Source organism: Streptococcus sanguinis (assembly GCF_050220005.1).
In the GTDB taxonomy this organism is placed as follows: domain Bacteria; phylum Bacillota; class Bacilli; order Lactobacillales; family Streptococcaceae; genus Streptococcus; species Streptococcus sanguinis_Z.
Map to the genome: position 1 here is coordinate 407,929 of NZ_CP071413.1, position 14,326 is coordinate 422,254.

Sequence of the window (14,326 nt, forward strand, 5' to 3'; positions counted from 1 at the left end):
CCAGAAAAGTCTTAGTACTGGCTTTTCCTAGCCTTTAAATTGTGATATAATAAGACCTAATACTCTTTGGGAATTTAATTGCGACTTTCCTTGAGTAGACCCTTGTTTCAGGAGTATTCTATGTTTATCATTGAAATTTTTATCTCTATTATTTTCGGTATCATCGAAGGAATCACAGAATGGCTGCCGATTTCTAGTACAGGCCACCTGATTTTGATTCAAGACTTTATCCAGTTTAAGAATCAAAGTCCAGCCTTTATGGAAATGTTTAATGTCGTTATCCAGCTGGGAGCTATTTTGGCGGTTGTCGTTATCTATTTTGACAAGCTAAACCCTTTTAAACCAGGCAAATCAGCCCGTCAGGTTCAAAAGACCTGGCAGCTTTGGGCTAAGGTCGTCGTGGCAGCCTTGCCGGCTGCTGTTATCGGCTTATTCTTGGATGATTGGTTTGAAGCGCATTTCTACAATCTAGTATCTGTATCAGTGATGCTGATTGTCTATGGGGCGGCTTTTATCTATCTGGAAAGGCGGGAGCATGAGGAGCCTGCTGTGACAGATTTAGCTTCTCTTCCTTACAAGACTGCCTTGCAAATTGGTCTCTTTCAGGTTCTAGCTCTCTTTCCTGGGACTAGCCGTTCTGGTGCCACCATTGTCGGTGGTCTCCTGAATGGTGTCAGTCGTTCTGTCGTGACAGAGTTCACTTTCTATCTGGGGATTCCTATTATGTTTGGTGCTAGTGGCTGGAAAATTCTCAAGTTTATCAAGAATGGGAACAGTCTGGGATTTGGGCAAATCTTCTTGCTCTTAGTTGCCATGGGGGTTGCCTTCGGTGTTAGTCTAGTCGTGATTCGTTTCCTGACAGACTACGTCAAAAAGCATGACTTTACAATTTTTGGGAAATATCGGATTGGCCTAGGCGGTGTGCTTCTGGTTTATGCAGCAATCAAAGCCTTGATGGGTTAAAAAGGTAATTTTAATGTTTCCCTGACTCTTTCTCATGTAATGAAATAATAAGCTCTCGGAATTTTCTGAGAGTTTTTTCTTGCAAATTCCATTTTCAAAGCGTTACTAGCTATTTTTTGAAATACGGGGGATTTTTTAGTATAATAGTAGGACTAGAAGTGTATGAGGTAGAGATATGGAAATGAAACAGATTAGTGATTCGACCATAAAAATCACGATTCAGCTGGAAGATTTGGAAGAGCGCGGCATGGAAATGGCTGATTTCTTGGTTCCCCAAGAAAAGACGGAAGAGTTTTTCTATACCATCTTAGATGAGTTGGAGATGCCGGATAATTTTTTGGACAGCGGTATGCTGAGTTTTCGAGTGACGCCTAAACCAGATAAGGTGGATGTGTTTGTTACCAAGTCTAAGTTGGATAAGAATCTGAGTTTTGAGGATTTGGCAGATTTGCCAGACATGGACGAGCTGTCTCATATGTCTCCAGATGAATTCCTCAAGACATTGGAAAAGAGCATTTTTGAAAAGAGTAAGGAAGACATAGAAGCAGTCCAATCTTTGGAAACAGCCGAAGCAGAGGAAAGGGAGCAGCTTTCTCAGGAGGCGGCTGATGAGCAGTCGGCGGAAAATGCAGAGCGTTACATTTACTACATCCTGCGTTTTGAAGATATTAAAGCTGCTGCGGCTTTTGCCCAGACGGTGGACTATAAGATTGACTTATCAGAGCTTTATAAGTATGATTCAGCTTATTATTTGACGATTTTAGTAGATGTTGAGGGCTTTCCAGAGCGCTATCCAGCTTGGCTCTTGGCCAAGATGCGTGAATTCGCAGATGATTCAGATATCACTCGGGCAGTGCTGCAGGAGCACGGTCATCTTCTTTTGGTGACAGATGCCGTCTCCGGCCTGCAGAAGGTTGAATGCCTATGATTACTTTTCCTTTAAAGTTTATCTTGGTATTGCTGGGAACTTTTTTTATCGGGGTGATTCTAACACCCTTGGTTCGGCTCCTAGCCTTTAAGATTGGTGCGGTAGATTATCCCAATGCTCGTCGCATCAATAAAAAGCCCATGCCTAGCAGTGGCGGGCTGGCGATTGTAGCGGCTTTTTCTATCTCTACTCTGCTCTTGATGCCGCAGATTGTTGCTGTAGATTTTTTTGGACAGACCTATTTTGATTATGTTTGGCCGGTCGTTCTAGGTGGTTTGATTATTGCCTTTACAGGGCTGGTCGATGATATCAAAGAACTATCGCCTATGTTGAAAATGGGTGGAATTGTTCTAGCAGCCAGCCTAATCTGGTGGCTGACTGATTTCCGATTGGATGATTTTAAGATTCCTTTTGGCGGACCTTTCCTGCATTTTGAGCCTTGGCTGTCCTATATTTTGACAGTGGTGTGGATTATTTCTATCACCAATGCGGTTAATTTGATTGACGGTCTGGATGGTCTGGTGAGTGGGGTGTCCATCATCTCCTTGGTGACGATGGGGATTGTTTCTTACTTCTTTTTGCCCCAGCACAATCTCTTTTTGACCCTGACAATTTTCGTCTTGGTCTTGTCAATTGCGGGCTTTTTCCCTTACAATTACCACCCGGCTATCATTTATCTTGGTGATACGGGGGCTCTCTTCATCGGCTTTATGATTGCTGTTCTGTCCTTGCAAGGACTAAAAAATGCGACAGCTGTTGCTGTGGTGACGCCTATGATTATCTTAGGAGTGCCGATTACGGATACTTTTCTGGCGATTATCCGCCGTACTCTATCTGGTCAGAAATTCTACACGCCTGACAAGCACCATCTTCATCATAGACTCTTGTCCTTGGGATTGACTCACCGAGGAACAGTACTGGTTATCTACGGGATTTCGCTGGTCTTTGCCATGATTTCTCTCTTGTTGAATGTTTCCAGTCGAATTGGTGGCGTGCTCTTGATGATTGGCTTACTTCTGGGTGTTGAACTCTTTGCTGAGCTGGTTGGAGTTTTGGGACCTAATCGTACTCCTTTGCTCAATATTCTCCGCTTTATTGGCAACTCCTCCTACCGAGAGGAAGTTCGGCGGAAATGGCGTCAAAAGCGGAATAAATAAGAATAGCTCTAAACAAAATAAAAGCCTTTTGGGCTTTTTTTTGGTATACTAAAGTATGTAAATCAGCTAAGCAAAGAAAGGAAAAAGAAATGTCTGTCTTAGAAATCAAAGATCTTCATGTCGAAATCGAAGGAAAAAAAATTCTCAAAGGGGTGAATCTCACTCTGAAAACGGGAGAGGTTGCAGCCATCATGGGCCCAAATGGAACAGGGAAATCCACCTTGTCTGCAGCAATTATGGGCAATCCTAACTACGAAGTGACTCAAGGAGAGGTGCTTTTTGATGGAGTCAATATCTTAGAATTGGAAGTGGATGAGCGTGCTCGCATGGGACTCTTCCTAGCTATGCAGTACCCTAGTGAAATTCCTGGTATTACTAATGCAGAGTTTCTACGTGCAGCTATGAATGCTGGCAAAGAAGACGAGGAAAAAATCTCCGTCCGCGACTTTATCATGAAGCTGGATGAAAAGATGGAACTGCTCAACATGAAAGAAGAAATGGCTGAGCGCTACCTTAATGAAGGTTTCTCCGGTGGTGAAAAGAAGCGCAATGAAATCCTGCAGTTGCTCATGCTAGAGCCGACTTTTGCGCTCTTGGATGAGATTGACTCGGGACTGGATATCGATGCTCTTAAGGTTGTGTCCAAAGGGGTTAATGCTATGCGCGGTGAAGGCTTTGGTGCTATGATTATCACCCACTACCAACGCTTGCTCAACTATATCACTCCTGATGTGGTTCATGTCATGATGGATGGTAAAGTCGTTCTTTCTGGTGGTCCAGAATTGGCAGTCCGCTTGGAGAAAGAAGGATATGCTAAATTGGCTGAAGAGTTGGGCTTCACCTATACCGAAGAAGCCTAGTCAAACATTCTTTTGACTTTGATAAAAGATAGGAGAATGACATGACTAAAGAATTAATTCAAGAATTTTCACAGCTACATGCAGAGCCAGACTGGCTCTTTCAACTGCGCCAGCAGGCCTTTGATAAAATTGACCAGTTAGAATTGCCACGTATTGAGCGGGTTAAGTTCCATCGCTGGAATCTGGGAGACGGCCGTATTTCAAAGAGTGAACCGCTGACAAGTGTTCCAGACTTTACAGCCCTAGAAGACAATCTCAAGCTTGTTCAGGTGGGAACTCAGACTGTTCTGGAGCAATTGCCAGCTGACTTGGCAGCGCAAGGTGTGATTTTTACTGATTTCCACTCTGCTTTGGAAGAAATTCCAGAGCTGGTAGAAAAGCATTTTATGTCCGCGGTCAAGTATGATGAGGACAAATTGGCGGCTTATCACACTGCCTATTTCAACAGCGGTGCAGTTCTTTATGTGCCGGACAATGTTGAGATTGACCAGCCGATTGAAGGAATTTTTTATCAGGACAGCGAAAGCGATGTTCCTTTTAACAAGCATATTTTGATTATCGCAGGCAAGCATTCCAAGGTTAACTACTTGGAACGCTTAGAAACTTACGGCGAGGGCTCTGTTCCAGTAACAGCCAATATCACCGTCGAAGTTATTGCTCAGGCTGGAGCTCAGATTAAGTTTTCAGCTATTGACCGCTTGGGCGAAAATGTAACGGCTTATATCAGCCGTCGTGGCAAGCTGGACAATGATGCTATGATTGACTGGGCTATCGGTGTTATGAACGAAGGCAATGTCGTGGCTGACTTTGACAGCGATCTCTATGGTAAGGGTAGCCATGCGGATATGAAAGTGGTGGCTCTTTCAAGCGGTAAGCAGGTTCAGGGAATTGACACCCGCGTAACTAACTATGGCTGCAACTCTATCGGAAATATCCTGCAGCACGGGGTTATCTTAGAAAAAGGAACCCTGACCTTCAATGGTATCGGCCATATTATCAAAGGGGCTAAGGGAGCAGATGCCCAGCAGGAAAGCCGGGTTCTCATGCTGTCTGACCAAGCTCGCTCAGATGCTAATCCAATTCTCTTGATTGATGAAAACGATGTGACAGCTGGTCACGCGGCTTCTATCGGTCAGGTGGATCCGGAGGATATGTATTATCTCATGAGTCGGGGTCTTGATAAGGCAACAGCAGAGCGCTTGGTCGTTCGTGGCTTCTTAGGTTCAGTGATTGTGGAAATCCCTGTTAAGGAAGTCCGTGATGAAATGATTGAAAATATCGATATTATTCTCGCAAAAAGATAAAAAGCTGGGCCTTGTCCCGTATTAGTTAGATAGGAGTCTTCATGTCTGGATTTAATGCAGAAGCAATCAAGCAAGATTTTCCCATTTTGGACCAAATTGTCAATGATGAGCCTTTGGTTTATTTGGACAATGCGGCGACAACCCAGAAACCCAAGCAGGTGCTGGATGCCATCGAGAACTACTATCTTAGAGACAATGCCAACGTCCACCGTGGTGTGCATACGCTAGCCGAGCGGGCGACAGCAGCCTATGAAACAGCCAGAGAAAGAGTGCGTTCTTTTATCAATGCAGCTTCTAGCAGAGAGGTTCTCTTTACACGAGGAACCACGACGAGTCTTAATTGGGTGGCTCAGTTTGCGGCTGAAAGGCTGCAGCCTGGTGATGAAGTGCTGATTTCTATCATGGAGCACCATTCCAATGTCATTCCCTGGCAGGAAGCTTGTAGGAAGACTGGAGCCAAGTTGGTCTATGTCTATCTCAAAGACGGTGCTCTGGATATGGAAGATTTCCGTGCCAAGCTCAATGAGCGGACCAAGTTTGTCTCTCTGGCTCATGCTTCCAATGTTCTCGGTGTCATCAATCCCATCAAGGAGATTGCCCAGCTGGTTCATCAGCAAGGAGCGTTTTTGGTGATAGATGGGGCTCAATCCATTCCGCACATGAAGATTGATGTGCAGGATTTGGATGTGGACTTCTTCGCCTTTTCGGGGCATAAGATGGCTGGGCCTACCGGCATTGGGGTTCTCTATGGCAAGGAAGAACTGCTAGAGCAGATGTCGCCAGTCGAGTTCGGCGGCGAAATGATTGATTTTGTCTATGAGCAGGAAGCGACCTGGAAGGAGCTTCCGTGGAAGTTTGAGGCCGGAACGCCGAATATGGCAGGAGCAATCGGTCTTGCGGCAGCCATTGATTATTTGGAAGACTTGGGTATGGATGCCATTGCCCAGCATGAACAGGACCTGATTGCCTACGTATTTCCTAAGCTGCAGGCAGTGGAAGGCTTGACCATTTATGGATCTCAGGACTTGGCCCAGCGTTCGGGCGTGATCGCCTTTAACCTAGATGGTCTCCATCCGCATGATGTCGCGACGGCTCTAGACTACGAAGGAGTGGCTGTTCGGGCGGGTCACCATTGTGCTCAGCCTCTGCTTACCTATCTGCAGGTGCCAGCGACTGTTCGAGCCAGCTTTTATGTTTACAATACCTATGCGGATTGCGACAAGCTGGTAGATGCTTTAGAAAAGACAAAGGAGTTTTTCAATGACGCTTTCTAAGTTAGACAGCCTTTATAAGGCGGTTGTGACTGATCACTCGGCTCACCCCCATCATCATGGTAAGTTGGAAGATGTGGAGCAAGTAGTTCTCAATAACCCGACCTGTGGCGATGTTATCAGCCTGTCTGTCAAGTTTAATGCTGAAAACCAGATTGAGGATATTGCCTTTGTGAATTCCGGCTGTACCATTTCAACGGCTTCGGCCAGCATGATGACAGATACGGTTCTGGGCAAGACAAAAGAGCAGGCACTGGAATTAGCAGAAGTCTTTTCGCAGATGGTTCAGGGCCAAGAAGACAGTCGCCAGAAAGAATTGGGAGATGGCGCCTTTTTAGCAGGCGTTACCAAATTCCCGCAGCGAATTAAGTGTGCGACCTTGGGTTGGAATGCCCTCAAGCGAGCAATTGAAGAAGATAAAAAGTAAGAATGTGAAAGGAAATTATGTCAGAAGAAAGAGTAGAACCAAAACCGATTGATCTCGGTGAATACAAGTTTGGTTTCCATGACGATGTTGAACCTGTTCTCTCGACAGGGAAAGGGCTGAATGAAGCGGTCATTCGTGAGCTTTCTGCAGCCAAGGATGAACCAGAGTGGATGCTGGATTTCCGCCTCAAATCCTACGAGGCTTTCAAGAAGATGCCGATGCAGACTTGGGGGCCGGATTTGTCAGAAATTAATTTTGATGACTTGATTTATTACCAAAAGGCCTCTGATAAGCCAGCTAGAAGCTGGGATGAAGTGCCTGAGAAGATTAAGGAAACCTTTGAGAAGATTGGGATCCCAGAAGCAGAGCGAGCTTACCTGGCTGGTGCGGCGGCCCAGTATGAATCAGAAGTTGTGTATCACAATATGAAAGAAGAGTTTCAAAAGCTTGGCATTGTCTTTACGGATACCGACTCAGCTCTTAAGGAATACCCAGAGCTCTTCAAACAGTATTTTGCTAAGCTGGTCCCTCCGACAGATAACAAGCTAGCAGCTCTCAACTCCGCGGTCTGGTCTGGTGGTACCTTTATCTATGTACCAAAAGGCGTCAAGGTAGATGTTCCCTTGCAGACTTATTTCCGGATTAACAATGAAAATTCTGGTCAATTTGAGCGGACTTTGATTATTGTCGATGAGGGCGCTAGCGTCCATTATGTAGAAGGATGTACTGCTCCGACTTATTCTAGCAATAGCTTGCATGCGGCGATTGTTGAAATTTTTGCCCTCGATGGTGCCTATATGCGCTACACCACTATTCAAAACTGGTCCGATAATGTCTACAACCTCGTGACCAAGCGGGCGCGGGCTATGAAAGATGCGACAGTTGAGTGGATTGACGGGAACCTTGGTGCGAAAACGACTATGAAATATCCGTCTGTCTATCTGGACGGACCTGGAGCGCGTGGAACAATGTTGTCTATTGCCTTTGCCAATACCAATCAGCACCAAGATACAGGTGCTAAGATGATTCATAATGCTCCGCATACCAGCTCATCTATCGTGTCTAAGTCTATTGCTAAGGGCGGAGGTAAAGTGGACTACCGCGGTCAAGTGACCTTTGGAAAGAATTCACAGAAATCTGTCAGCCATATTGAGTGTGATACGATTATCATGGATGATATTTCGGCGTCAGATACCATTCCTTTTAATGAAATTCATAACTCTCAAGTGGCTCTGGAGCATGAGGCCAAGGTTTCTAAGATTTCAGAAGAGCAGCTCTACTATCTTATGAGCCGTGGCTTGTCTGAATCCGAAGCAACCGAAATGATTGTCATGGGCTTTGTCGAGCCATTCACCAAAGAACTGCCTATGGAGTATGCTGTTGAGCTTAACCGCTTGATTAGCTATGAAATGGAAGGATCAGTTGGGTAAAGCTTTGTCTAAGCGAAACTTTAAATTACTGCTTGAAGACACGCATTGCGAGTTAAGATTCAAAGAAGTTTACTAGTTCTAGTCCAACATTTACAAAACATAAAGAACAACCGCGAATCATTTGATACGCGGTTGTTCTTTATAATTTCTCGTTGACATAGCGGACAAAGTCATTCCACCAGACCTTGAAGAAAATGCTTTTTTCCACCTCTTGGCCTGCCACCATTGTGACAGAAGGTGCTTTGTTTTCCAGATAGCCTTGGCCGATCGGTTCAGGGTCGGTATAGGTCAAGGTGCCAAGTTCAGTATTTTTTTTTAGTGGAGCTTGGAAGCCTTTTTCGTTGGTTGAAAATTCTACCTTGTGCTCAGCCTGATTGGCGATGCGCTCAATGATGGTGAAATCCTTGCTGGCAACGGCTGGAACGGTCTTTTGCTTGCCGTCAATAACTGTTGAATGGCTTTTATTGTAGGCTTCCCCCTCAGCCACAATAGTCGTCTGGGTGAAGTTTTGCGAAACATAGTTCATTAAAGACGCTGTGGCTACAAAGCGTGCGTAGGGGTCGCCGTCGGTTTGCTCAACGTCCAGCACAACAGTAATCATGCGGATACCATTTTCAGTAGTCGTCGCAACAAAGGAAGATCCTCCTTTATCCGAACTGCCGGCTTTAAGTCCGTCTACACCTGAGCGGAAGTTGGACTGGTTTTCCAGCATGAAGTTATAATTTTCCAGACTCGTCCCCGCAATTTTGGCTGTAGACTTGGACGTGATGTCTGTCACTTGAGGGAAGTCCATAATCAGATGCTGGCTGATAACAGCTAAGGCGTAGGCACTGAATTTGTTTTCAGTGTCCTTGCTTTTTTTAGCTGTGCTAGCTGAGGTGCTATACTCTGTTTCCTCAGTTGCGTATTCTAGAAGAAGAGTATTCAGCCCTGTGGAATTCACAACAGTAGCATCTGTGATTCCCCATTCTTTAAGCTTGGCCTTCATCATTTCAATGAAATTTTCTTCGCTGCCCCCAACCTTTTCAGCCAAGGCAATCGTGGCACTGTTGGAGCTGGACATCAAGGAGGCGGCAATCAAGTCCTTGACTTTGTAACGTTTGGCTTCCAAAGGGACATTGCTGATATTTGGATTAGCTGTCAGATTATAAGCATAGTCTGAAATATCAACATAAGTATCGGCAGTCAGGTCTCCTCTGTCAATGGCTTCATAGACCAGATAGACGGTTAAAAGATTGGTGATGGAGCCGACTTCAATTGGTGTATTAGCATCTTTTTCGTAGAGAATCTTTCCAGAAGTAGCATCCACAGCCATTGCACTTTTAGCGGCAATGTTGAAATCATCTGCTGCCACCTTGTTGGCGGTCATTCCGACCAAAACTAGTAAACATAGGAATAATCGTTTCATTTCTTTCCCCTAAAACAAGATATAACCATTGTATCATAAAATTCTCTTTTCTTTTATAAATCAAGGATAATAAAAGGTTACAAAATAAATGTAGAGAAAAGTAGGGTAATCCCCTTAAAGAGATTTTTTATAAAAGCATCTTTCGGAAAAACTCACAAAATAGAAAAATATTTGAAATAATACAGATATACAAGCTGAAAAATAGAAAATTATTATTTTTCTACATAAAACATTTGTTTTTATAAAAAAATATTGTATAATAATACAATATAAATTGAGAAGGAGAATGCTCATGAAAAAATCTAAATGGTTGGCCATTACTGGACTGACAGTCGTGTCAACACTGATTTTAGCTGCTTGTGGAAATTCCAATGCAAGCAATACCTATTCTTATGTCTATTCGAGTGACCCTGATACTTTGGACTATGTCAATTCAAATCGAGCTACAACTTCCGATGTTATTACAAACTTGGTGGACGGCCTTTTAGAAAATGATAAATACGGCAATTTGGTTCCATCTATTGCGGAAGACTGGACTGTTTCAAAGGATGGTTTGACCTATACCTATAAGCTTCGTAAAGATGCTAAGTGGTACACATCAGATGGTGAAGAATACGCAGAAGTCAAAGCCCAAGACTTTGTAGCAGGTTTGAAGCACGCGGCAGATGAAAATTCTGAAGCTCTTCCTATCGTCCAAAATTCCATTAAAGGCTTGGATGCCTATGTCAAAGGAGAGTCTAAAGACTTCTCAACAGTTGGAGTAAAAGCAGTTGATGACCACACGGTCGAATACACGCTCAACCAGCCAGAAAGCTACTGGAACTCTAAGACAACCATGGGGATTCTGTTCCCTATCAATGAGGATTTCTTGAAGTCACAGGGCAAAGATTTTGGTACCGTAAAACCTTCTTCCATTCTTTATAATGGTCCTTATATTCTGAAGGCTTTTACTTCTAAGTCTGTCATTGAATACGCTAAAAACCAGAACTACTGGGATAAGGACAATGTCAAGGTTGAAAATATAAAGCTGACTTACTTTGATGGTTCAGATCAGGAATCACTGATTCGCAACTTCTCAGACGGTGCCTATTCTCAAGCACGGCTTTACCCAACAAGTTCTAACTACGCTTCTGTAGAAAAGCAATACAAAGATAATATTATCTTCTCACCGCAGAATTCAACTAGTTTCTATTTTGCTTTCAATCTGAATCGTAAGACTTATAATCATTCGTCTAAGACATCAGATGCTCAAAAGGCATCAACTACAGCGGCTATTCAAAATAAAGACTTCCGTCAGGCAATCAACTTTGCCTTTGACCGGACATCTTTTGGAGCTCAGATGAATGGTAAAGATGGGGCGACTAAACTCATCCGTAGCTTACTTGTTCCTCCTAGCTTCGTGCAGGTTGATGGCAAAGACTTTTCAGATGTAGTAGAGAGCAAACTTCCTACATACGGTGATGAGTGGAGCGGTGTCAAACTGACAGATGCCCAAGACAGCATCTACAATGCTGACAAGGCCAAGGCTGAGTTTGCTAAGGCTAAGGAAGCCTTGCAAGCAGAAGGTGTTGAATTCCCGATTCATATCGATATCCCTGTGGATCAGACTGACAAAGTCTTAGTGCAGCGGACTAATTCTTTCAAACAGTCTGTTGAAGCAGCACTCGGTCAGGACAATGTCGTCATTGATGTTCAGCAAATGTCTACAGATGACTTTGATAACTCTGCCTACTTTGCAGAAACAGCAGCTCAGAAGGACTACGACCTTAACATGTCTGGTTGGTCAGCAGACTACCAAGATCCATCAACTTATCTGAATATTTTCAACCCAGAAACGGGTGACGCTACAGATAATATTGGTTTAGAAAAAGGGAAAAATGCTGATGTTGCAAATAAAGTTGGCTTGAACGAATACAAAGAGTTATTGGATGAGGCAGATAAGGAAAAACAAGATACCAATGCTCGTTATACCAAATACGCAGCAGCTCAGGCTTGGCTGACAGATAGCTCCATTGTTATTCCTGGTGTTTCTGGCGGTGGTTCACCAGTCGTTCAGAAGGTCGTACCATTTACCAAGTCTTACTCTTATGTCGGAATCAAAGGAGATGTCTATGTCTTTAAGAACATGGAGCTCCAAAATGATATTGTGACAGCTAAAGACTACGAAGCTGCTCTTAAGAAATGGGAAAAAGAAAAGGAAGCATCCAATAAAAAAGCCCAAGAAGAGCTAGAAAAACATATCAAATAAGATTTTGAACAGCAAAAGTTTGTCTCTTTGCCAGCTGTCTTGAATCAAGTTGTTTAGTTGAGAGAACATTTTTGTTCTCTCTTTTTTTATATCGGCCTTCATCGCATTGAAGCGTTTACATCCTGTCGCAGAAGTGCTATAATGAAAGTAATCTTAATGAAAACTGGAGGAAGTTTATGAAAACATCTAAGTTAGCTGCAGCTGCTGGGCTTGTCATTCTCTCTGCAGGAATTCTGGCTGCCTGTTCGTTTGGCGGCTCCAATTCATCTGGGAAAAACTATAGCTATGTTTATACCGCAGATCCAGATACGTTGGATTACACTGTGTCCAATAAGCGGGCAACCAACGAGATTATGGCTAATGTAGTGGATGGTTTGCTGGAAAGCGATAAGTATGGTAACTTAGTGCCTTCTTTGGCAGAAGATTGGACCGTTTCAAAAGATGGTCTGACCTATACTTATAAGCTTCGTAAGGGAGTGAAATGGTATACTTCTGATGGTGAAGAATATGCAGATGTGACTGCTAAGGACTTTGTGACCAGTCTGAAGCATGCTGCAGACAGCAAGTCTGATGGTCTTTATATCGTTCAAAAATCCATTAAAGGCTTGGACGACTATGTCAATGGTAAAATAACTGACTTCTCCCAAGTAGGTGTCAAGGCGGTGGATGATTCTACTGTTCAATACACTTTGAATCAGCCAGAAAGTTTCTGGAATTCTAAGACAACCATGGGGATTCTTTTCCCAATCAATGAAGAATTTCTGAAATCAAAAGGTGACAAATTTGCTCAGGGGACAGATCCAACCAGTGTCCTCTATAACGGTCCGTTTATCTTGAAATCTATCACTTCGAAATCTCAAATTAGCTTAGAGAAGAATCCAAACTATTGGGATAAGGAAAAGGTAAAAATTGACACTGTCAAATTCTCTTACTATGATGGTCAAGATACAGAATCTCTAGTGCGTGGCTTCTCTGACGGCAACTACACCATTGCTCGTCTTTTCCCAAATAGCTCAAACTTTGCCAGTGTGAAGAAACAGTATGGGGACAATATCGTCTACACTCCTCAAGGTTCAGGAACCTTCGTTGTCACAACTAATATCGACCGTCAGTCTTACGAGCATACTTCTAAGACAACGGATGCACAGAAATCTTCCACTAAGAAAGCACTGCTCAATAAAGATTTCCGCCAATCTCTGCTTTTTGCCTTCGATCGAACTGCCTATTCTGCCCAAACCAATGGCGAAGAAGCAGCAGACAAGCAGCTTCGTAATACCTTTGTTCCGCCAACCTTTGTTCAAGCTAATGGTAAAGAGTTCGGCAGCATTGTAGAAGAAAATCTGGCTAGCTATGGCGATGAGTGGAAGGGAGTCAAATTAGACGACGCTCAGGATGGTCTTTATAATCCAGAAAAAGCCAAGGCAGAATTTGCCAAAGCTAAGGAAGCGCTGCAGGCAGAAGGAGTGGAATTCCCAATCCATCTGGATATTCCGGTCAGCTCAGCAGATACCAATGGTGTTAAGAGTGTTCAGTCACTGAAGCAGTCTATCGAAGCTAATCTTGGCTCTGACAATGTGGTGATTGACATTCAGCAGATGACAGATGATGAGTTGAATAATATCACCTACTTTGCGACCTCGGCATCTCAAGAAGACTGGGACTTGAATAATAATCTTGGTTGGAGTCCGGATTATAACGATCCATCTTCTTATCTGGAAATCACTGGATCTAAGACTGGTGAGAATGTTGACAGCTACTTTGGTTTTGACCCTGGCACAGATAATGCAGCAGCTAAAGAGGCCGGCTTTGAAGAGTATGACAAGCTCTTGGAAGATGCAGCTGCGGAAAACGAGGATATTAACAAACGTTACGAAAAGTATGCTGCAGCTCAGGCTTGGCTGACAGACAGTGCTCTGTTGATGCCAGCTTGGTCATCTGGTGCAACACCAAGTGTCCGTAAGGTTGTTCCATTCTCAGGACCATTTGCTTGGACTGGAAACAAGGGTGAATACAGCTTTAAATATGTTGAAATCCAAGATAAACCAATAACGACTAAAGAATATGAAAAAGCGCGTGAAAAATGGGCAAAAGAAAAGGAAGAATCCAACAAAAAAGCTCAAAAAGAACTCGCAGAACATATCAAATGAAGCAAGAAAATCCCATTGTAGCTACAGTGGGATTTTTGATGATTTTGAAGACGAAATGGACGAGGTTGAGCTTGTCTGGTCATAGATAATCAACATCCGAGAAAACCAATTGCATAAACATCTTAGGGTGTTAGTGAGCTAACTTAATATTCTGAAAATTTATTTTACTTTTAGTACTATCTA

The 14,326-nt window shown here is 43.5% G+C and carries 11 protein-coding genes; 10 read left to right on the top strand and 1 reads right to left on the bottom strand.

Going from position 1 to position 14,326, the window contains the following annotated elements; translation table 11 throughout:
- Positions 1–120: 120 nt before the first annotated feature.
- The 8 genes from J1C86_RS02115 (at position 121) to sufB (ending at position 8,340) form a co-directional block, all read left to right on the top strand.
- Positions 121–963, top strand: a complete 843-nt coding sequence (locus J1C86_RS02115) for an undecaprenyl-diphosphate phosphatase (RefSeq protein WP_002911766.1) — start codon at positions 121–123, stop codon at positions 961–963.
- A gap of 175 nt (positions 964–1,138) precedes the next feature.
- Positions 1,139–1,891 (top strand): adaptor protein MecA, encoded by a 753-nt coding sequence (gene mecA, locus J1C86_RS02120; protein WP_002911767.1) that lies wholly within the window; start codon positions 1,139–1,141, stop codon positions 1,889–1,891.
- Positions 1,882–3,048, top strand: a complete 1,167-nt coding sequence (locus J1C86_RS02125; protein ID WP_002911768.1) for a glycosyltransferase family 4 protein — start codon at positions 1,882–1,884, stop codon at positions 3,046–3,048. The genes mecA and J1C86_RS02125 overlap by 10 nt, the downstream gene beginning before the upstream one ends.
- An 89-nt stretch (positions 3,049–3,137) precedes the next feature.
- On the top strand, positions 3,138–3,908 hold the full coding sequence (gene sufC, locus J1C86_RS02130) for a Fe-S cluster assembly ATPase SufC (protein ID WP_002893635.1): 771 nt from the start codon (positions 3,138–3,140) through the stop codon (positions 3,906–3,908).
- A 41-nt stretch (positions 3,909–3,949) separates the two neighbouring features.
- Entirely contained in the window at positions 3,950–5,212 is a 1,263-nt protein-coding gene (sufD, locus tag J1C86_RS02135) for a Fe-S cluster assembly protein SufD (RefSeq protein ID WP_125409236.1), read from the top strand.
- Positions 5,213–5,253: 41 nt separating this feature from the next.
- Positions 5,254–6,486 (top strand): cysteine desulfurase, encoded by a 1,233-nt coding sequence (locus J1C86_RS02140; protein WP_125408226.1) that lies wholly within the window; start codon positions 5,254–5,256, stop codon positions 6,484–6,486.
- A complete protein-coding gene (gene sufU / locus J1C86_RS02145; RefSeq protein WP_125408224.1) occupies positions 6,473–6,910 on the top strand; it encodes a Fe-S cluster assembly sulfur transfer protein SufU in 438 nt (145 codons plus the stop codon). Before J1C86_RS02140 ends, sufU begins: the two co-directional genes overlap by 14 nt.
- 17 nt (positions 6,911–6,927) lie before the next feature.
- On the top strand, positions 6,928–8,340 hold the full coding sequence (gene sufB / locus J1C86_RS02150; RefSeq protein WP_002893631.1) for a Fe-S cluster assembly protein SufB: 1,413 nt from the start codon (positions 6,928–6,930) through the stop codon (positions 8,338–8,340).
- A gap of 139 nt (positions 8,341–8,479) precedes the next feature.
- Here sufB and pbp3 read toward each other — a convergent pair whose 3' ends face one another.
- Positions 8,480–9,748 (bottom strand): D-alanyl-D-alanine carboxypeptidase PBP3, encoded by a 1,269-nt coding sequence (gene pbp3, locus J1C86_RS02155; RefSeq protein WP_125408222.1) that lies wholly within the window; start codon positions 9,746–9,748, stop codon positions 8,480–8,482.
- A 292-nt stretch (positions 9,749–10,040) separates the two neighbouring features.
- Between pbp3 and J1C86_RS02160 the strand changes: the two genes are divergently transcribed.
- A complete protein-coding gene (locus J1C86_RS02160) occupies positions 10,041–11,996 on the top strand; it encodes a peptide ABC transporter substrate-binding protein (RefSeq protein ID WP_185755811.1) in 1,956 nt (651 codons plus the stop codon).
- Positions 11,997–12,172: 176 nt separating this feature from the next.
- On the top strand, positions 12,173–14,143 hold the full coding sequence (locus tag J1C86_RS02165; RefSeq protein WP_002905274.1) for a peptide ABC transporter substrate-binding protein: 1,971 nt from the start codon (positions 12,173–12,175) through the stop codon (positions 14,141–14,143).
- The last annotated feature ends 183 nt before the right edge of the window (positions 14,144–14,326 follow it).

Bases quoted from the DNA above. Each gene is read 5' to 3' on its own strand.
- sufC (WP_002893635.1), top strand. From the start codon at position 3,138: ATGTCTGTCTTAGAAATCAAAGATCTTCATGTCGAAATCGAAGGAAAA.
- mecA (WP_002911767.1), top strand. From the start codon at position 1,139: ATGGAAATGAAACAGATTAGTGATTCGACCATAAAAATCACGATTCAG.
- sufB (WP_002893631.1), top strand. From the start codon at position 6,928: ATGTCAGAAGAAAGAGTAGAACCAAAACCGATTGATCTCGGTGAATAC.
- sufU (WP_125408224.1), top strand. From the start codon at position 6,473: ATGACGCTTTCTAAGTTAGACAGCCTTTATAAGGCGGTTGTGACTGAT.
- J1C86_RS02115 (WP_002911766.1), top strand. From the start codon at position 121: ATGTTTATCATTGAAATTTTTATCTCTATTATTTTCGGTATCATCGAA.
- J1C86_RS02140 (WP_125408226.1), top strand. From the start codon at position 5,254: ATGTCTGGATTTAATGCAGAAGCAATCAAGCAAGATTTTCCCATTTTG.
- J1C86_RS02160 (WP_185755811.1), top strand. From the start codon at position 10,041: ATGAAAAAATCTAAATGGTTGGCCATTACTGGACTGACAGTCGTGTCA.
- pbp3 (WP_125408222.1), bottom strand. From the start codon at position 9,748: ATGAAACGATTATTCCTATGTTTACTAGTTTTGGTCGGAATGACCGCC.
- J1C86_RS02125 (WP_002911768.1), top strand. From the start codon at position 1,882: ATGCCTATGATTACTTTTCCTTTAAAGTTTATCTTGGTATTGCTGGGA.
- sufD (WP_125409236.1), top strand. From the start codon at position 3,950: ATGACTAAAGAATTAATTCAAGAATTTTCACAGCTACATGCAGAGCCA.
- J1C86_RS02165 (WP_002905274.1), top strand. From the start codon at position 12,173: ATGAAAACATCTAAGTTAGCTGCAGCTGCTGGGCTTGTCATTCTCTCT.